Genomic DNA, 18,541 nt, shown 5'->3' with positions numbered 1-18,541 from the left:
TGCCTGTGGTGTCGCTCTTGCGCAGCGGCGTGCCGATCAAACCTTTGCAGGGGGTCAATTAGTGGTGCCGATTGTCAATCTCCGCTTCTAATAATGAAGGCTGGACAGCGAATTTCGGTTAGTGCACGGCGAGAAGGGGCAATGTGGACAGAGGTAGCTAATGTCACCGATTTCCTGTGCCGCCGATTGGTGGGTAAGCGCAGTGGGAATATAGAGCTCCACGTCCAGCAAGCCGTCGACGCCGGACTTGATCAGCGCATCGATTTCGTTCAGCGAGACGTTGCATATCGACGGTTTTGCGTGCCGGGTTCCGCTCGGAGTCGGTAGCGCTGCGGGTAATGCCGGTAGCGGGCGGTGCAGTTTTTTCGCTAGCGATCCGGTGGGCGGCAAGACTTGGCTTTATATTCGAAATATTCATCGCACACTGCGGATTTCAATGGCAAGGTTGCGGGTATCAGTCAAGATTGATGCCATTTTTCGGCAACGAGACGGCGACGGTGTGCTTACTTCATCTTTTATCAAGGCTCCGGCGGTAATAGCCGGCTGAGCAAGGTATGCAGAGCGTCCGGGTTCAGCGGCTTGTGCAGCAGCAGATAGCCTTCCTGCTCGGCTTGCGCCAGTGCCGGTGAGTCGAACTCGCCGCTGATCATCGCGCCGGCGGCTTCCGGGCAGCGCTCCAGCAGGGCTTGTAGTAATTCAAAGCCGCTTTCCCCGGAGCGCAGGCGCTGGTCGCAAAAAATTGCCTGCGGTTCGAATCCTGTTTCCAGCGCGGCCAATGCCTCGGAGGCCGACCCGGCGCAGACCGCGTTGATGCCCCAGGTATCGAGCAGCGCCTGCCAGGCGCTGCGTACTTGCGGTTCGTCGTCCACGATCAAGCAGCGGCCGTGCAGCCGAATAGGGCGCTTGGCCGTTACAAAGGACGCGTTGCATAATTCGGCGCGGCGTTCGCCAACATCGGCCGCCGGCAGCCGTAACCAGAAACGGGAGCCCGATCCCCGGCGCGAACTCAAGCCTTGGCTGATGCCCATCAGGTCGGCACAGCGGGCGACCACAGCCAAGCCCAGACCGTGGCCGGCATTGTCGATGCGCCAGGCGTGCTCGGGGCGGAAGAACGGCGAATACACGCGCTGCAGGTCGGCTTCAGCGATACCGACACCGGTGTCCCAGACTTCGAATTGCCATTGGCCGGCGCGGCGTCTTATTGTCATCAGTACCCCGCCTTGCCGGGTGTAGCGCAAGGCGTTCTGCATCAGATTGACCATCGATTGTTTTAGCAGCAACGGATCGGCGTTGACTAAGGCCTTGCCGCCGCTGGTGCGTATCCGTAATTGGATGTTGCGGGCCGCCGCTTCTTCCCGGAACAAGGTAGCAATGTCGGCCATCAGCGGGTCGACGGCCACCGCTTGCAGTTGCACCGGTTGGACGCCGAGTTCGATTTTGGATAAGTCGAGCAGGGAGTTGAACATTTGGGTCACCGATTGCACGCTTTGCCGCAAGTCCTGCAAGGCCGGACGCAATGCCGGGTCTTGGTTGCGGTGCGAGATCGATTCGATCAGAAAGCCCATCGCATGCACGGGTTGCCGTAAGTCGTGGGCGGCGGTGGTGAGGAATTGGTTTTTAGCGCGGAGCGCCGCTTCGGCTTGTTCCTTGGCGAGCCGGTAATCTTCGGCCAGGCGTTTGCTGTTTTCCTCCAGCTTGACCTGTTGCAGGAAGAAGCGGTGGGCAATCGACGAGTGGCGGTGGATGGAGACGATGTAACTGGCGCACAAGGGCATGACCAAATGCCAATGCTCGGGGAAAGCCCACGGCGTCAGCAGCGTGCATCCGCCCCAACCGGCATAAAAAAATCGTTTGAAGGCACTGAACAGCGGCGACTGGTGCGTGGCATTGGCGGCCATAATCGCCGCCAGGCTCATATACAGCAGCAGGGCAAATTCGAACGGTACCCGGCCGGCTATCACGGCTGCCAACGCCATTAACCCCAGGCCATGGGCCAAGGCCATGCGCAAAATGACCGGCATCCATTTTCCAATCGCTTCAGGGGTGCTAAGGTGATAACGGTCACGTTGGTAGTGGCGAAATTGAAGGCGTACTGCTGCCAGTGCCACGAGATATGCCAACGTCCAAACCAGCAGCCCCCAGGCATTTTGATCCAACTGGTATTTCCAATAGACGAACGGCATGCCGACGAAAGGAATGATGGTAATGCCGAACACTAGCCGATTGTGGGTCATATCCAACAGGCTGGCCTGGCCTTCCGGCGTCAGATCCTCAAAATGCAAGCGAGTGCCGGCCGAATCTGTCTGGGCCGATTGGGAGGTCATGGATTTTCCAGCCGTCGCCCGCGCAGCATTGTGATCACTTCGATTCGGTTTTTCGCGCCCAACCGCTCCAATATGCCGGTGACGTGTTCCTTGACGGTATGTTCGGACAGCGACAGGTTCAGAGCGATGCGTTTGTTGGGCAGACCTTTCAGCATCATCGCCAGCACCTGGCCCTGGCGTGGGGTTAAACCCAGCTCGGCGGCCGTAACCGGCAGCTCCCGAGTCGGCGCAAATCCGGCCGCCTGCGGGTGGAACCAGGAATCCCCGGCCATGACTGCCTCAACCGCTTTGGCAAAGACACTAGGGGCTGCTTGCTTGTGGATGAAACCGTCCGCGCCTGCGGAGGCGACTTTGCCGGCGACGGCCCGGTCGTCGTCGGCGCTGATCGCCAGTACCCGTATGGCCGGGTGGCATTGTTTTAGCTGCAACAGCAGCGGTAACGAAATGCCGTCCGGCAACCAGAAATCGATCACGGCTAACGCCGGCGGCTGGCCGGTTTCCAGCAATCGCCAAAATTCGCCGACGCCGGATATGGGGGCGGCGCGGGAAAAACCGCAATGAGTGACCAAATAATCGGCGATGCCGTGCGCAACCAGCGGATGGTCGTCCACAACCGCTGCCCATGCCGAATATTTCACGTTAATGCTCCCTTGGGAATCGACAGCGGGGCTAAACATTCAGTCCGCGGCAGAGCTGCTAGTGGCTGGATACATACAGCCTAAATCCTGCATGCCGCAGCTGGTTAATAATGTATCCATATGAGTCTATTGACATATGGCGGAATTTTACAATTATGCTTTCCAAAAAATAATGGACATCAAAGTGTCCGCGCTTATCTCGATAAGTCATATGGATACTGCAGGCTTCCTGTTTTCGGATGGCAGTCTTTAGATGTAAATGGTTTGCATCTTAACAGATTCCAACGTCTATCCTAACCCCACTACGGTAGGGTTTCACTGTCCGGGGCCGGTGCTGATAATGCCTCGCAAAACCGCAGCCGATTTTTGCTTGTTTCCGTTTCCGACGGGCTATATGAAGCTTAAATTGAGTGACGCCGCCACGACGGCTCCGGCTGCGCATGCCCAACTGTTCGATCGCGGGGCGGCGGGCAGCTGCCGGTCCAGCTAAGAGCGATAAAGCCGAAGCGACGATTTAAGCCGGCAATGTGTCCGAAGTTATTAGAGAAGAGCGTATGAAAAAATCATTTATAGCCGCTTTGTTAGCGGTGTCGCTTAGCAACGGTCCGGCCAATGCGGCGGCGACTGTGGTCGATTTCGAAGGCATTTCCGACTGGGATCTGGTCGACGGCTACGGCGGTTTGTCGGGTTGGGAGTCGATGTACGCCCAGGTGTCGAGTTATTCGGAGTTCGAAGCGCACGCGCCGGAATTGGGCGAGAATCGGTTGCATAGCCATGCCGGCGAGCTGACGTTCGACCATGGTCCGGTGATTTTCCAAGGCATGTATTACAACTATTGGGGATCGGATACCAACATCAGTTTTTCGCTGTTCTATCAGGGGCAACAGGTCTACAGCTCTCCGTTAGACAGTGCCAATCAACCACTGGGGATATATTGGTTGGCATCGGGCTACGCCGGATGGGTCGACAAAATCCAGTTTCATGGCCAAAGCGGTGACGGATTGATTGTCGATAATCTGACCTACTCCACCGCCCCGATACCCCTACCGCCTGCCGTCTGGCTATTTGCTGCCGGCTTGAGCATTGCTTGGTTCCGCTCGGCGCGGTGCGCGACTGCAAGCCCCGGAATTGCGCAAAAGTTGTCGTTGACGGTCAAAACCGAAGTCTGTTTATAAATTTCGTTAGCCGTCGTTTTTGCTTCGGCTTTTCCGCTGAATCGGGTGGCGCCCCTCTATTGCCGCGATAGTTCTTCATCTCTCTTCCGGACCGCGGTAGGACGCGCCGTAAAGGTTGACGGCTTTCGGCTCGTGGGCGCGGTGAAAACCGGTGGTGCGATGGGGCGCACCAACCGCCGCTCGCTATCCAAGTGTGGCGGCACATGTGCGGCACGACCTATTTCGGCGGTTCCGGCTTAGCAGCCCAATTAGCTTGCTTCGGCCACCGGCCATCCGTTTGCCGAGTGATAAGCCAGCGTGAGTAAATAGACTAGCTGTAATACGGCTTCCGGTTGTTGCCGGCCGATCGTTAGTTTCTGTTGCAATAGGTCTAACCCCAAAGCGGCGAATTGTGCCTGCGAGGCGTCGAGGCGGGTTGCCGAGCAATGGGGGTAATCCTGCAAGGTTTCCAACGCGCTGCGGCAGAGTTCCGCCAGCGGCGGCTCGGCGGTTTGTTCGAGCGGCCGGTTTTTGAAGCGGCCGAGCAAACGCGTTAACAGGTCCAGGCGGTGCTTTTCCGGCTTTTGAAAATCGAGTGATTGCCACTGATCCCGGTAAACGCATAGCGCTTCGAATTGATGACTGTGGTCGGCGATGACATGGCGAATCACCAGATGAAAGTCCCGGGCATTTTTCAGGCTTTGTAGGTTGACTAAGCGTTCGGACATGCCTTCGCTATAGGTTTGCCGGACCAATAGCCGCTGGCTTCTATCGTTGACCAGTTGCAGCAGCAACTGCTGCCGGGTTTCGTCGAACTCGCACGCTAGGCAACGCTCGACTTTGAGCAGTGCGTAACCGTATTCCGGTAACTCGGTTAACTGCATCCAGTCTTGGGTATAGACCCATTCAAAGGCCTCATCGCTTGGTTTGGCTTCGGTCTTTTGGCTTAAACTGAGGCCGTTACGCGGATTGTAGGTCGCCGCGTGCAAGCGCAGATAGCGGCCCGGCAAATCTCGATTGAGCGGTGCGCCGGACCATAAACTGCAGTTTTTCCAGGCTTCGGCAATGCTGAAACCCCGGCCTTTGCCGCTGCGCGCCAGACTCGCGCTAAAAATCCGCCCGTCGTCGCTCAGAAACAGCATATTCAATCCCAAGGCACCGCTCACCGTGCGCCATTGATGGCCGCCGAGACACAGTAAATACAACTCCGTTGCGTGCCGCTCCTCCTGCTCAGCCGCCGGCAGCGTCGAATCGGCCCACGCATAGATTAAGGCTAGTTGCCGCAATATCGCTGCGTTCGGGTCCAAACCTTGCGCTTGGCTGCGGCGCTCGACCCATTCCTGCAATGCCAGCACGGCATTGCCCAAGCGCGGTTCGCCGCCGTTTTTCAGCTGGGGTACCAGACTCGTCAATTCGCTCAGGTTGGCGGGTTGCAGGTTTCTGACGCCGGTTTGCAGCAGAATGCAGGTTTGCGTTTTGACTTGTCCGCATAATTGTTCGCGCTGTTGTCGGTATTCGCTTTGCGCCGCTTGCTGTTCCCGCTCCAGCCAGTCGGGCCAGGCGGACGGCGGTTGGTAAAGCAGTGCGGCGATCAAGCGTTCGCTGGCCGCGCCGGATTCGCACAGCACCGCATCCAGTCCTTCGCCTTGGCGAATGACGGCTTTTTGCTGCAGCCAACTGACTTCGACATGACGCTCGGCGATGCGGATTTCGGCCTGCGGCCAAGCCCCGCTTTGCCACAGCCGGTACGCTTGGCGGCAAGCGGCTTTGCCGGCGCTGTCGAACAATTGGGGGTGGTCCAAAGCGGGTGGCGTAAAACTTTGCGCTTGGTGGTGGTTGAGATAGTCAATGGCCGCCGCGACGATATGTTTGCATAGGCCGGTTGCCGGACAGTTGCAAACGCTCTGTTCGATGCGCGCCGGCAAAATTTTGCCTTGCTGGCTTTCGAAATCGAATTGCCAGGCATCGCTTTCCTTGGCCGTCCATTCGACCTTGGTTTTCTCCAGCGATTTCGTTGCGCGCCGTACCAAGCCGGGACTGCTGAGAATTTCCAATTGCTCGATACCGAACACGCTATAACTCCATGGCTTTGGCCAGCCAATCGGCAAACACGTCCGGGCTGAGCGATGCGATCTCCATGCCTAATTGCCCAAGTTTAGCGGTCATCGCGATGTCGTAAAACGGGGTCGCATCGGCCGCCATCGCGGTAATGCCGAGCATTTTGATACCGCTTTCCAGCATCTGTGCCGCTTGTCGCAACAATGCGGCGGGCGAAGCGCCTTCTTCGAAATCGCTGACCGTGGCGATGACGGTGCGCCTTGGTTGCTCGGCCAATTGCTGGCAGTAGCTCCACGCCTTGGCGATATGGGTGCCGCCGCACATTTGGCCGGACAACAATACTTCCACCGGATCGTGCGCCTTGGCGGACAAATCGACGACATTGGTATCGAACAACACCAGTTTCAGATCGACGCACGGCAATCGCGCCAAAATCCCGGCGATCACCGCACTGTAAATCACCGAATCCATCATCGATCCGCTTTGGTCCAGGCATAAAATGACCCGCCACGGCAAATGCTTTTGGCTACGGGAGCTGAAATAGATGGTTTGCGGCAGCAAGCACTGCCGTTGCCGGTCGTAATACTTGAGATTGCGGCGGATGGTTTTGGGCCAATCCAGATTGGCCAACAGCGGTTGCGGCGAACTTTGGTGGCGGTTCAATCGGCCGCTGAAGGTTTGGTTGAATTTCGGTTGCAGTTGCTGCAGCAATTCGTCGACCACGGTTTGGATGATGCGCCTGACTTCCTGCATCAACTCGGGGCTTAGCTCGGCACGTACCGCCAGCAACTGTTTCAGCAAAGCCAGGTTGGGCGTCAGGTTGCCGAGGCAATCCTTGTTTTTCAACAATTCCTTGATGCCGAATTCGCGCACCGCATGGTCCTGAATTTTTTCCCGCACGGTTTTCGGAAACAAACGGTCGGCCCGATGCAGCCAATCGACCACCTGCAGTTGGGAATCGTCCAGTGTGCCGGACGTCCGCAGACCGCGGCGTTCCAATTGTTTTTTATAGAGTTGCTCCAACACTTGGTCTTGTTGGCTCTGTTGCCGGCTTAACGGCACCGAGCACAAATGTTTGTTGGCAAAACGGCCGAGTACCAAACGCCAACGTTGTTCCAAACTGCTAGTCATGCCGTCTCTCCTTATTCTGAAAATCATGGTGGAAGCATTCGTTTGCCGGGGCGATTGCCATGCCTTAATGAGCTTCACTCATCTGGTTCCAGCCAATGTTCGAGGCCGTCGGCTTTAAGTTGCGCGGCGAGTTGTTGCTGCAAGTGGCGGGCCTGCAGCAGCAAGTGTTCGTCCACGTCGGCATTGAACAACGGTGGTGCCGCCTGCCAGCCGTTCAATTCGCACAGTGTATCGCCGAGCTTTTCGACCGCTGCCGGGTCGAGATGGCTGAACAACAAACGCAGTTCCGGCAAGGCCGACATAAAGCGTTCTTCGTCCCAGCCGGCCAGTAGGCGGTTGAGCAAGGCCGGTAATCCGAGCGCATCGTCGTGCAGCAAATAGTACGGCGTTACGGTGATCACCGCGTTGACCGCCTGGTAAGCGGCCTCCGGGGCGTAGTCGAACAGTTTGCCCAGCGCCGCGCACAATTCCGCCGGGCCGCCGTCGCCCAGTTCCGTCAGCAAGGCGAGACAGGCATAGCGCAAAGCGACGCTCAATTCGCCGTATTGTTCCAGCCAATGCAGACGCGCCTGCCAGGCATTTTGCCAGTCGTCGGTCAGTGCTTCGGCGCATTCGCGGGTGATTTCCCGGATTTGCAGCAATAAGCGCAATCCCGCCGAAGTTGGCAGCGAGTTGAGCGCCGGCAGCATAAACATCAGCTGTTGCCAGGCTTGCTTGACTACCCGGCGGATCGGCTCGGCGTAGTGCTCGAACAACTCGTTTTGGTGTTGGCGCAGGCGCAGCAATAACAGTAAAAACTCCGCCAATTGCCCGCAATCGCTGCAATCGTTCAACTGCTGTCCGATTTGCCGCCACAGCTCATGAGCCAAGTCCAAACGCTTCATCAGCAGCAGTTGCACGAAAAACTTCTGGTGTTCGGCGAGGCTCAGATCGCGCAATTCGGCCAATTGTTCTTGGATACGCTGATTCAACAAGCTTTGCCAATCCGGCGCGGTGAGGCTCAAATCGACTAACCGGGCTTCCACCCACGGAGTCCAGGCATACTGCCATTCTTCGCTGCGCAAATGCAGATGCAGGCCATGCTCCCAGTCTGGCCCGGCGGTTTTTTCGGCAAAGCCCAGACCGATAAATCGGCATTGATATAACAGCGCCAAGCGCTCGTTGTCGCGTTGCCGGATAGTGAAGGTGGTGGTGACTTTGGTGGTCTGCTCCAGTTTGAAACGGGCGCGCTTCAACAGGCGATAGACTTCGTCGACTAACGGCAAGGGCGGCAAAGCGCTGCTGACTTGCCCCAGTCGGTCGCCGGCCAGCAAGCTGCACGCCTGTTTCAATAAAGGCTCGTCGCCGGCTGCGTCGTGTTTGATCAGCACGCTGCGCAGGCCGTCCAGGATGTCGTACAAGCCCGGCCAGGCATGGCCGCGCAATTGCTGCAACTGCATCGCTTGGTAAAACACCGCCTGCTTCGCGGCGGTATTCATCTGTTGCCGAAATAAGGGATGTTGGTGAAGGTCGGCAAGCACTTGCAATAGTAATTCCTCCGCGACACCGTATTCCGGCAAGTCAGAGCGCCACTGCAACAAGCGCCGGTAAAACCCGGGCACCGGCATGCCCGCGCTGTAACCGCTTAAGGCGTCGAGACGATCCTCGCTGTAGCGGACCAGCCAACTAGGGCTTGCCTGCTGCGGTTTGTGGGACGGCGCGTTTTGCCAATCGAGCAAAGCATAGGTGTGGAAACCGCCGGTTACCACCACGCAACGTTGACCTTTCCCGGCATGGCGGGCGATTTCGCCGCGCATGAAGCGTTCCCGCGCGCCATCGCCGGAATCGGCGATGGCTTGCTCGCTGTAGGTCAAACGGGCGGCGGTGCAATAATCGAAAACCCGGCCGAAAAATTGTGCCGGGTCGTCGAAACGTCTTAGCTCGAACCAACGCTCCCATAACTCGTCGCCATGGCGGCAGCGCGTCGTTTGCACCAGTTTGCGGATGAACTCGCTGTGCTGCAAATACGCTTCGTGCAGAAAGCTGATGCCGCCGTGTTCCCGGTCTTCCCGCTGCCAGGCCTTGTCGGCTATCGGTAAGTCGATAAAATAGAGACTTTTGTTGTGTTGTCGGCCCCAGCGCAACGCGACCCATTCGGGGCTGGTGTCGTACAAAGGGTAAAAACTGTTTTGGCCGTACAGGGCCACCGGTGGTACGGTCTGCGCGTCCAACAGCGTTTCGAGCTGGCGATTGAAATCCACCGCGCCTTCGATCAATACCGCGTCCGGCTGCACGCTGTCCAGCAATTGCCTTAAATAAATGCTGCAAGCGGGGCTATGGTGGCGGATCGGCGCCCAAAAAATGCCGTCGTCGCCGGCGAATTTAGCGCGGGCGGCTTGGAGCTGCGGGGTAAGCGTGTCTTGGAGCATGGCTGTATGCGGTACCGGCGGCGATGCTTGTCAGGTTGTTAGCCGCCTAGCCAGAGCTTTCTGCCCGCCTCGAAAAAACCTTTCCAACGTCCGTCTTTTTTGGCGCGGTCGCGCACCACGACGTCCAGATAATGTGCCAGCTTTTTCCGCTCGTCCGGTTTGTCTTTCAGGATGCTGCCTTGCATTTGTTCGGCAACTTGCGAGCTGCACGGCCGGCTGCCCATGTAGTGGTTTTGCAGGCAGCAGGCATAGGCGATATTGACGGCTTCGGCGGTCGACAGCACCGCATCCAGCGCTTTGACGGCGGCCTGCTTTTCGCCGCGCAATTCGTCGAAGGCGGTGACCAGTACTTCCAGCACATCGTTGTCCATCGCCGGTTGCAACGACAGGCGCGACAGTTTTTCGGCAACTTGCTGGCGAATCAGGCGTTTTTCCAGTTCCACGTCGCGAATCGGGTAAACGGTTTCGAAATTGAAGCGCCGCTTCAATGCGCTCGACATTTCGTTGACGCCGCGGTCGTGCAGATTGGCGGTGGCGATCAGATTGAAACCGGGTTTGGCGGCCGTGACGCGGTGCAATTCCGGCAGCATGACTTGCTTTTCCGACAATAGCGAAATCAGCGCATCCTGGATTTCCTGCGGACAACGGGTGACCTCTTCGAAGCGCGCCAGCGAGCCGCTTTGCATGGCGCGATAAATTGCGCCGGGAATCAGCGCATCGTCGCTGGGGCCGCGAGACAGCAGCAAGGCGTAATTCCAGGAATATTTGATGTGTTCTTCGGTCGTGCCGGCGGTGCCTTGCACGATTTTTTGCGAGTCGCCGCTGATCGCCGCGCTCAACAGTTCCGACAACAACGATTTGGCGGTGCCCGGTTCGCCCACCAACAGCAAGGCCTGATGGCCCATCAAGGTAACGATGGCTCGCTCGACCAAGGCGTCGTCGCCGTAAAACTTCTGGCTAATGCCCAATGCCGCGTTGCCGATTACGAAGTCCCTCACGGCCTGCCCGGACAATTGCCAGCCGGCAGGCTTGGGACCTTTATCCTGCTCGCGTAGAGTTTGCAACTCTTGGTGAAACAGCGATTCGGCGGCTTGTTTAATCACCTCTGACATGTTTATTTACCCCCGCTCACCAAGGCGATTTGTGCCGCCAATCGGCATCGAAGCTGCCTTTGGCGGCAACGGCTTCGTAATCCAGCATGGCTTCGTAAAGTAAGCTGCCCGGTATGGCGTGCAGCGGTTTAAAACTTTCCTCGCTGACCCAGCCGCGTTGGTCCGGGGTTGTGAAGGCCAGATGGAATAAAGTCGCCGCGACGTTTTCCTCCGGCAGGCAATTGCCGCTGAATTCGATCGTCACGCGGGTGTTCAAGGAGGCGAAATCTTTGTAATAGTGAGTGAAAAAGCCGCCGTCTTCCGCCGCGGCCCGCTGGTAGCCGCGCTTGGTCAATACGCCGCGCAGGGTAAAGGCATCGGTCATCCAGCCTTGATGGTAATCCAATTGCTTGCCGGCGAGTTCGGCATCGGTCAGTTCATGTTGCGGCAGACTGAACTGCTCGAACAAGGGTTTCAATTTTTCGTCCTTGAAATGCTTTGCCCAAGCTTTCGCTTCCTCTTGCGGCAACTGGCCGGCATGGGCCACGCTGATCCGGGCGTCGTCGGCCAGTTCGTAGGTTTCGTCATCCAGGTCGATCAGTTCCAGCTCGGCGGTCGGCCGTAAGCGGCGCGATTCCCCGTTTGTTTCGACTTGCCAAACCAGGCGTTGCAACAAGCGCTGCATCAGCGGGTGTTCCAGTAGGTAAGCGCGCCATTCGGCACCTTGCCAAACACGGCCGACGCACATCGCCTCGTACAAACGCTGGGTTTGCATTTCCAGCACTTGTTTCAGTTCTTTCTTGTTATTGGAAAAATCCGCCTTGGCCTGTTTGACCGCTTCGGCGTCGTCGTCCTGGCGCGGGGCCGGCAAGGACTTGAGGGTTTTGCCGGCTTGGTTTTCCAGAATGAGGCTTAGGTCGTTGTTCAGTTTCAGGATTAGACTGCGCGTACCGTAGGACAGTTGTTGCGTGCCGTTGCTTTCGAAGCCCGCGGTAGGGATGGTGCGGTCCGCCAATTCGTCGTGGCTCCAGCCGTTTCTGGCGGCAATGGCGGCAACCAGTTCGTTGGCCCGTTCCTGAACGGATTTTGTGCGGTGGCGCCGGGCCACGGCGAGCAGCAACTGGATTACGGTCGGATCGTTGTTGTTGGCCAAGGCGGTCAGCAAGGCTTCGATTTGTGCGCGTCGGGTGTAATGGTCCTTCATGTATCGTTTGACGACCAGCACCGCATCGGCCGGCTCGGCATAAGCCGCCAGCGCCAGGATGCCTTTTTCGCCGATTGCCGAGCCTAAATACTCGGCCTTTTTTTGGTTGAATAACTCGCGGTAAGCGTCATCCAAGGTTTTATCCGCATATTGCTTGCCCCAGTCGCTTTTTGCCCAACGCTGCCAACTATCGAAAAGCCCTTGATGGTACTGCTTGGCATGGGCATGTGCCGCGTCGTCGCCCGGATTCAAGGTGTCCTGGCGGATGAAAGCATGCAGTATGGTATTGCCCAAGGCTTTTTGACTCCGGTCATCCAGTTGCCGCACGTACAAATCCAGCAAGGGATTGCCCTCGGGTTGTTTGAGTTTGCAGGCCAATGCCAGCCACCATTGCAAAACGTCCCGGTCTACCGCTTCGCCGCTAAGCCATTTGAGTGTCGGCAGCGCGTCGAACGGAAACCAGCACAATCCTTTCGGCAGCGCTTGTTTTAAATGGATCTGCGCTTCTTTCAACATCGTGGCCGGCGCCAGATAAGCGCTGATATTGCAGCCCAAGTCATGCAGCGTGCCAAGCAATACGGCTGTTGCCGCCGGATGTTTTTCTTTTTTCAAGGCCGTCTGCAGCGCCGGAATTGCCTGGTTCAGCTTCAATTCGGCAATCCAGTCGGCGGCGACGATGCGTTCGTCGGCTTTTCCCGAGCTTAAGGCGTCGATGATGCGCTGCGGCGCTATGCCGTAGCCGCTTAAAATCGACCGTGCCAACGGACCGTAGGTTTTAGCGGGCGACAAGGCTTGTTGATACAACACTTGCAGATACATGTCCGGAATCACCGGGAACTGCGCCAGGATGGCCATGCCGCGCGCGAGTTCGAATTTGCGGTATCTGTCTTCCCGGCTTTCCAGCAGACCAAAGGCTTCTTTGAGATAGTCTTCGTTCTCGGCAAAAAACGGCCAGATCGCCATGCCGTAAGTATCGGGCAAGCTCGCATCGGTGTTCCAATAATGAATCAACAGCCATTGCGCCAATTTGCGAATGTCGCCTGCTTGTGTGCGGACCAGCTGTGCCAACTGGCGTAAATCGGTAATGACGCCGGGATGGGCGGTAAACCATTGCCTGGCTTGGGTCATCTCGATATTTCCTTGAAAAAAACGGACTAAATGGACGGCTTTGAAGTCGGCATCGGCAAACAAATCGGCTTTCAAGCACAATTCCTTGAGCTTTTTAAAATCGCTATCCGATTGTTGGCCGGTCAATTGCCCGACGCTTTGCCGAATTCGTTCGCTTAAGCCTAACTCGGTCGAAGCGCCCAACAATTTATCCAAGTCGCGTTTGATGTGGTCGGCTTTATAAGCCAGCCAGCTCTTATAGTTTTTTTGTTGCCAGTCGTACTGGGTTTTTTGAGCGAGGTTTCCGGTCCGCTCTGCTTCGGCGGCGCGCTCGTAGGCTTTGAGCGATTTGGCGTACTGGTCCGTTAATGTGTCGAGCCAATGTTTGCCGATGGGTGCTTCCGATTCCAACGGGCTCCATTCCGGCAGTTCCAACTCGGCATCGGCGGTTTGCCGGGCCGCCGCCTTGTTCGCCAAAGCCTGGCCGATGGTTTCTTGTATGGCCTTGCTGGGTTCGCTGCTTTGCCACTTTTTCAATAAGTCGACCGCTTCGTCGCCGATCATGACCGGTAACGTCGGCACCAATGTTTTACGCGCTGCGTTGTCGAAACCAAGGTAATGCGCATCCAAGTAGGCCAACAATTTTTCCGCACTCAATTTCGGTATCAACGGTAGAGCCGTTTGCCGCACTTGTTTGCTTTTGTCGCAAAGCAAAGAAACCACGACCGCCAGCACGGCATCCAAATTTTGTTGCGGCAACAAGCACTCCGCCAGCACTACGCGGCCCGAATAGTGTAGTGCCGCCAAGGTAGCGCTAAGGTCGGGGTCTTGCAGTAATGCCGGCCAGTCGAAGCGCGACGCCAATTTTTTAACGAAACCGCAATTCCATTCGTTTTCTCTGCGTTCCAGCAAAACCGGCATCCACTGTGCGACGTCCAAATCGTTTTGCCGGGTCAACGATAAAAACCAGCGTTGATCGTAATGCTGCGCCAGTTCGGCGCGATCCCCGGCGAAGGCATGCAACATATTCAGCTCGGAAACCAAGACCGCAAACCAATCCGGTACTTCCGCCAGATAATGTCGACGGATGTTGTTCATATCGGCGCAGGCGGCCATGACCACGCCCAAGCGTCGGGCTATTTCGATATCAGCCAAGAGGTCGGAGCGATACAGTTTTTCGAAGTTTTCGTATACCTTGGTGGCTTTCTTTTGATGTTCCGCACCCAGTTGGTAATACCCGTAGTGATAGCGCGGTGCGGAAACTGCGGCCGTTTGCAATTGTTCGCGGCTGAATTGCCCCAAATGCGCCGGGATAGCGTGATTGTCTCCGGATAGAATGTAACGGGCAATGGATTTGGAAATCCCTTTTTCGTATTCGTCCAACAAGGTGAAACACGCTTGAACATCGGATTGACTATTGAACATGTGGTTTATTCCCGGAGACATTCATTGCGTTCTTTTAGGTGCTGGTTGCGGAAATTGAAATGTCGGCAGCGAATGACGGTTGATTTTTGCCGCAGCATGCCGAAAAAGGCAACGCGTTTGCGGCGGTAGCCGAAAACTGTCGATTAGAGCCGAAATAGACTAACACAAAAGATATGTCTCACGGTGAAGAGGCAGTTAAGGCACAGGGCTGTTCATTCCGGCTGACCGGTCCTTTATCCAACTGCCGCACGCAGTGGGAACAAGAATGCGGCGTCATTTAGTGATGCAATCCCGCAAACCGGGAAATTATTTTCGGCTATCTGCATTCTAGGATAGGAAAGCAGCTCGACTCATGTTTTCAGACTGCACCGTTTTGAGCAAAACACGGTTGGATTGTAGCTGGGCGCAATAACTTGTTATGTGTAAAAGTTGGTTGGGAGTAATGGCCGTTATCGGCCATCAAGAGACAGTCACAAATTTTAAACGAGGGGCAGGTTAATGGCTTATTGCTGCCGATGATTTTTGTTTTGGGTTAAAAACCCAATGGACTTTTAGCTTATTTGGCAATAGCACTGGGTATCGTTTAGGCGTAACATTAAGCTTTTAAGCAACTTGACAGGTATAAATCATTCACACCAGAGGAGAAAGTTTATGAGTGATGACATGCAAACAATTGACTCAAGTGTTGCAGGTGGCTTGGCTATTTACGCCATGCTTTCAGCAAACGCTTATGAAAAGAAAGCTGGTCGAGTCCGCTTTGATCTCAGCCAACTTGGATGGGTACGCGTAGACCTCGACGGCGAGCCTACCGAAGAACCCACAAAGGAACATAAACTCTCCGGTCTTGCTTACGATATCTATGAGAAAATCGGCTCAAATAAAGTAGTGTTTGCATTCCGTGGGACCGACAGCAAAGAAGACTACCTAACAGCAAATCTCGCTATTCCTCCATTTAATTTCCAGTATCGACAAGCACGCAAAGCTGTCGGTAAATACCTCAGCGAAAATAGCCAAAAAAATGTTGTTGCTACCGGGCATTCACTTGGCGGCGGTTTGGCGCTAAGCGTATCAGTTCACCATGGCGTTAAGGCTTTTACATTTGACCCATCACCTCGCATTTTTGACGGTATTGGAGATATGCATGAGCCAGCTGAACGCGTAATAGTCTATCAACAGGGTGAGATCCTTCAAAAATTCCGAGAGCACTGGAAAAAAGTTTCAGATGTTGTTGAAGAAAAAAACATTTATATGTGCAATTACCCAGAAGTATTCGGCGAGCACAGCAGACACAGAGGAGACCTACTGGCTAAAGGTTTGCTACTAGATGGTATCAAGAGCAATCCTGAATTAAGTGCTGTTGTAGTGCTTGAATAGCACTGTGCCCAACTATAGGCTCAAGCCGCTACACTCTCTGGAGGATATATGCGATTTAAAAATTTATTAAAAATCACCGTTAATCTATTGTGCGGATTTTTGATCGCTGGATGTTCACCAAACCAGCTCTACCGAGTGCCTCCTACTGTCGATAACGCTAAGCCGAAAGATATCTTTGTCCTCATGGATGGCACTTCAAATAATCCTGAGGTGCCTACAAACGTGTTTCGCTTGTACGAAGAAATCAATAAGTATAATGATCAACAAACAATCGCAACCTATATTGAGGGAGTGGGTAACGAGGAATCATTAGTTGGCTCGACATTATCCGATATATTTGCCACCGGTATGGAGGCTCGGATATTGCAGGGTTATAAATTTTTGGTCAAACAATATCGGCCCGGTGATCGAATATTTATTAGTGGTTTCAGTAGAGGAGCCTTTACTGCGCGCTCATTGGCAGGATTGATTTCATATGCTGGTATTGTAAAACCCGTAGACGGTGATGATGAGACGTTTTTGGATTGGTGGCCCTTTAACAGTGGCTATGTTTTTGGCAATAAAATATTAGAAAGAGTAAAGGACGAAATTGATGTAAAGAACTCAACTGAGTGGGCAACTTGGAAACGAGGCGACCAGCCACTATTGAAACAAGTATTCGAATCTGATGTTGACAAGTATGGTGAAGTAATTGCACAGCAAGCCGAAATCGAGTTTTTGGGAGTTTGGGATACCGTGCCCGGAAGTCAATTCAAGAATTATTTTGAGCTAGGTGACTTAGTATGTAAAGAGCAAAAAGATAATTCCGATACCAAGCAGAGGTATCAGTTAGATTCTTATCCGCCGATACATCATATTGCCCACGCTGTTTCCATAGATGAAAAAAGGGAGGCATTTAGACCTCTGTTTTTATGCTCTAAACGCATAGATAAAGAATCAGTGCATAATGAAAAATTAACAGTATTAGATGAAGTAGCTTTTCCAGGTGCACATGCCGATGTTGGCGGTGGTTACGAAGATAAGAATAATCAACTTCCTGATATTTCGCTCAATTGGATGATAGATAAATTAAAAGAACACTACGATTTAAAATCCTGCATAGGCTGCATAGGCGAAGGTGTTCCAGGAGGGTTAGGGCATTTATCAGTATCAGATAATATTATGCATGTATTTCCTTGGAGTTGTAAGGATCGGCATTTGCCATGCAATGTAAAGCTTCACGAAAGCAACGATGAACGTGAAGTAGATGGCGCTGTCCCTTGGAGATATTTTACTAAAAAGCCCTCAGATAATGCGATCGAACAACAGCAAACTTCAGCTACGGTAAATAAATCATGTGAGCCAGACGATGAAGAAAACATACTCTGCATAAAGCAGTCAAACATTACTTGTGATCGCCTGTTTTCCGATGAAAAATAATATATTCATTAAGTTTTCTACAATTTCTATGGTGCTATTGCTTTCAAGTTGCGCAAGCGATGGCGACTGCCCAAGTATTGCAGATTCCCCTGAACCCGAAACGAAAATAGTTAGTTGTAATAGTGTAAAAGAACTGACTGTGGGATCAACTTGCAGGGAGTCTATTATTGCTAAGGATATTGAAACGAACATTGGATTATTCGTAAAGAAAAATGAAAAATACGAAGTAAGCGTTGCAGACTGCAATCAAGTCTGGAAGGATTGTACTCGGCGCAATATTCCTTTGTGTGGCGAGTCTGGATCTTTTGTTATGAATTTAATGGCATTTAATAAAAAACGGCCAGATTCTCTGTGGTTTTCAGTGATTGCCGAAGTTAAATCTAACACAGACAATCAGTCATCTTATTACGACTTATGTGAAAATTTAACTGATCGAGTAAAAGCCAGAATTGCGCAATTTGAAATTATGAATGATGGCCAGTTGTTTATGTATCCAAATGACGCAATCGATTATTACGATAACAATCGTGGAAAGATATGGCTCGATATTAGACGACTGCAATAAATCGTAAGTTAAATGAATGCGTCAGGTGCGTGATTAAAGCTGCCTCCCTTCTGCGACGCCAACACCTTAATTGTGATAATTAATACCCTTGACTGGATCATTTGACTTTAGGGAACCTATTAAAATCTACGATTAATGGGTTTTAGAGCCCAAAACACTCTCAAAAGTCAACTTTTGCAAGGAATGTTCCTCACATCGGAGTCTTTTCGGCTCCGATGTCCGCCATCAAGACACAGCTAACCTACGAATGGCGAAAAACTCATCATGTTGATCACCAAATTCATGAAACCGATACGCACTTCGGCGCGAGTCAGGCCGATGCAGCGCGCCCCATTGCGCCATCGAGGAAAACACGTGGGAAGCAATCAGCCCTACCACGTCGTCATGCCGTCCTAGCTATGATTTAATCCGCGACAGCGAAAGGCAGCAATTCGTCAATGCGGCTATTGGGCCAGGTGGGGAGTTTTTCCAAGGTGTCTTTTAGCCAGGCGCTGGGATCGAGGCCATTGAGCATGGCGGTGCCGAGCAAGGTTTGAATGACGGCAGCCCGTTGTCCGGCGCGTTCGGAACCAGCGAACAACCAATTCTTTTTTCCCAAGGCAATGGGGCGGATGCTGTTTTCAACGGGATTATTGTGTGTGCC

General features: G+C 53.9%; 13 protein-coding genes and 1 pseudogene. 5 read left to right on the top strand and 9 right to left on the bottom strand.

Annotated elements, in window-relative coordinates:
• Nucleotides 1-87: 87 nt before the first annotated feature.
• From F1E05_RS17905 to F1E05_RS17895, 3 genes are all read right to left on the bottom strand, one after another.
• Nucleotides 88-390 (bottom strand): hypothetical protein, encoded by a 303-nt coding sequence (locus tag F1E05_RS17905; RefSeq protein ID WP_150050893.1) that lies wholly within the window; start codon nt 388-390, stop codon nt 88-90.
• Between the two features lie 128 nt (nt 391-518).
• On the bottom strand, nt 519-2,324 hold the full coding sequence (locus tag F1E05_RS17900; protein WP_150050892.1) for an ATP-binding response regulator: 1,806 nt from the start codon (nt 2,322-2,324) through the stop codon (nt 519-521).
• Complete coding sequence (locus tag F1E05_RS17895) at nt 2,321-2,962, bottom strand: LuxR C-terminal-related transcriptional regulator (protein ID WP_232056698.1); 642 nt, start codon at nt 2,960-2,962, stop codon at nt 2,321-2,323. The genes F1E05_RS17900 and F1E05_RS17895 overlap by 4 nt, the downstream gene beginning before the upstream one ends.
• A 554-nt stretch (nt 2,963-3,516) precedes the next feature.
• Between F1E05_RS17895 and F1E05_RS17890 the strand changes: the two genes are divergently transcribed.
• Nucleotides 3,517-4,137 carry a hypothetical protein gene (locus F1E05_RS17890; RefSeq protein WP_150050887.1) on the top strand — a complete coding sequence of 207 codons (621 nt, stop codon included), beginning with the start codon at nt 3,517-3,519 and terminating at the stop codon, nt 4,135-4,137.
• A gap of 248 nt (nt 4,138-4,385) precedes the next feature.
• Here F1E05_RS17890 and F1E05_RS17885 read toward each other — a convergent pair whose 3' ends face one another.
• The 5 genes from F1E05_RS17885 to F1E05_RS17865 form a co-directional block, all read right to left on the bottom strand.
• Nucleotides 4,386-6,188 (bottom strand): hypothetical protein, encoded by a 1,803-nt coding sequence (locus tag F1E05_RS17885; protein WP_150050885.1) that lies wholly within the window; start codon nt 6,186-6,188, stop codon nt 4,386-4,388.
• A 1-nt stretch (nt 6,189) separates the two neighbouring features.
• A complete protein-coding gene (locus F1E05_RS17880; RefSeq protein ID WP_150050883.1) occupies nt 6,190-7,305 on the bottom strand; it encodes a VWA domain-containing protein in 1,116 nt (371 codons plus the stop codon).
• Nucleotides 7,306-7,379: 74 nt separating this feature from the next.
• On the bottom strand, nt 7,380-9,713 hold the full coding sequence (locus tag F1E05_RS17875; RefSeq protein ID WP_150050881.1) for a DUF5682 family protein: 2,334 nt from the start codon (nt 9,711-9,713) through the stop codon (nt 7,380-7,382).
• A 38-nt stretch (nt 9,714-9,751) separates the two neighbouring features.
• The gene (locus F1E05_RS17870) at nt 9,752-10,825 is read right to left on the bottom strand and encodes an ATP-binding protein (RefSeq protein ID WP_150050879.1); all 1,074 of its coding nucleotides are present in this window, start codon (nt 10,823-10,825) and stop codon (nt 9,752-9,754) included.
• A 16-nt stretch (nt 10,826-10,841) separates the two neighbouring features.
• A complete protein-coding gene (locus F1E05_RS17865; protein WP_190303185.1) occupies nt 10,842-14,540 on the bottom strand; it encodes a DUF4132 domain-containing protein in 3,699 nt (1,232 codons plus the stop codon).
• A gap of 651 nt (nt 14,541-15,191) precedes the next feature.
• Here F1E05_RS17865 and F1E05_RS17860 point away from each other — a divergent pair.
• From F1E05_RS17860 to F1E05_RS20770, 4 genes are all read left to right on the top strand, one after another.
• Complete coding sequence (locus F1E05_RS17860; protein WP_150050875.1) at nt 15,192-15,914, top strand: alpha/beta hydrolase family protein; 723 nt, start codon at nt 15,192-15,194, stop codon at nt 15,912-15,914.
• A gap of 48 nt (nt 15,915-15,962) precedes the next feature.
• Nucleotides 15,963-17,333 (top strand): phospholipase effector Tle1 domain-containing protein, encoded by a 1,371-nt coding sequence (locus tag F1E05_RS17855; RefSeq protein WP_150050873.1) that lies wholly within the window; start codon nt 15,963-15,965, stop codon nt 17,331-17,333.
• Nucleotides 17,323-17,898, top strand: coding sequence for a hypothetical protein (locus F1E05_RS17850; protein WP_150050871.1), 576 nt, complete (start codon nt 17,323-17,325; stop codon nt 17,896-17,898). The genes F1E05_RS17855 and F1E05_RS17850 overlap by 11 nt, the downstream gene beginning before the upstream one ends.
• Before the next feature lie 264 nt (nt 17,899-18,162).
• Nucleotides 18,163-18,294 carry a hypothetical protein gene (locus F1E05_RS20770; RefSeq protein WP_269473492.1) on the top strand — a complete coding sequence of 44 codons (132 nt, stop codon included), beginning with the start codon at nt 18,163-18,165 and terminating at the stop codon, nt 18,292-18,294.
• A gap of 7 nt (nt 18,295-18,301) precedes the next feature.
• Here the strand turns inward: F1E05_RS20770 and F1E05_RS17845 are convergent.
• Nucleotides 18,302-18,532: pseudogene (locus F1E05_RS17845) on the bottom strand (transposase domain-containing protein); the annotation flags it as partial.
• Between the last annotated feature and the right edge of the window lie 9 nt (nt 18,533-18,541).

It is taken from the genome of Methylomonas rhizoryzae (assembly GCF_008632455.1).
Taxonomy (GTDB): Bacteria; Pseudomonadota; Gammaproteobacteria; order Methylococcales; family Methylomonadaceae; genus Methylomonas; species Methylomonas rhizoryzae.
The sequence above is the reverse complement of the archived record's forward strand: the minus strand, read 5'-3'. Positions and strand labels throughout refer to the sequence as shown.

Coding starts and splice junctions, on each gene's coding strand:
- F1E05_RS17900 (WP_150050892.1), bottom strand. CDS start 2,324: ATGACCTCCCAATCGGCCCAGACAGATTCGGCCGGCACTCGCTTGCAT.
- F1E05_RS17890 (WP_150050887.1), top strand. CDS start 3,517: ATGAAAAAATCATTTATAGCCGCTTTGTTAGCGGTGTCGCTTAGCAAC.
- F1E05_RS17880 (WP_150050883.1), bottom strand. CDS start 7,305: ATGACTAGCAGTTTGGAACAACGTTGGCGTTTGGTACTCGGCCGTTTT.
- F1E05_RS17875 (WP_150050881.1), bottom strand. CDS start 9,713: ATGCTCCAAGACACGCTTACCCCGCAGCTCCAAGCCGCCCGCGCTAAA.
- F1E05_RS17870 (WP_150050879.1), bottom strand. CDS start 10,825: ATGTCAGAGGTGATTAAACAAGCCGCCGAATCGCTGTTTCACCAAGAG.
- F1E05_RS17865 (WP_190303185.1), bottom strand. CDS start 14,540: ATGTTCAATAGTCAATCCGATGTTCAAGCGTGTTTCACCTTGTTGGAC.
- F1E05_RS17860 (WP_150050875.1), top strand. CDS start 15,192: ATGAGTGATGACATGCAAACAATTGACTCAAGTGTTGCAGGTGGCTTG.
- F1E05_RS17855 (WP_150050873.1), top strand. CDS start 15,963: ATGCGATTTAAAAATTTATTAAAAATCACCGTTAATCTATTGTGCGGA.
- F1E05_RS17850 (WP_150050871.1), top strand. CDS start 17,323: ATGAAAAATAATATATTCATTAAGTTTTCTACAATTTCTATGGTGCTA.
- F1E05_RS20770 (WP_269473492.1), top strand. CDS start 18,163: ATGTTGATCACCAAATTCATGAAACCGATACGCACTTCGGCGCGAGTC.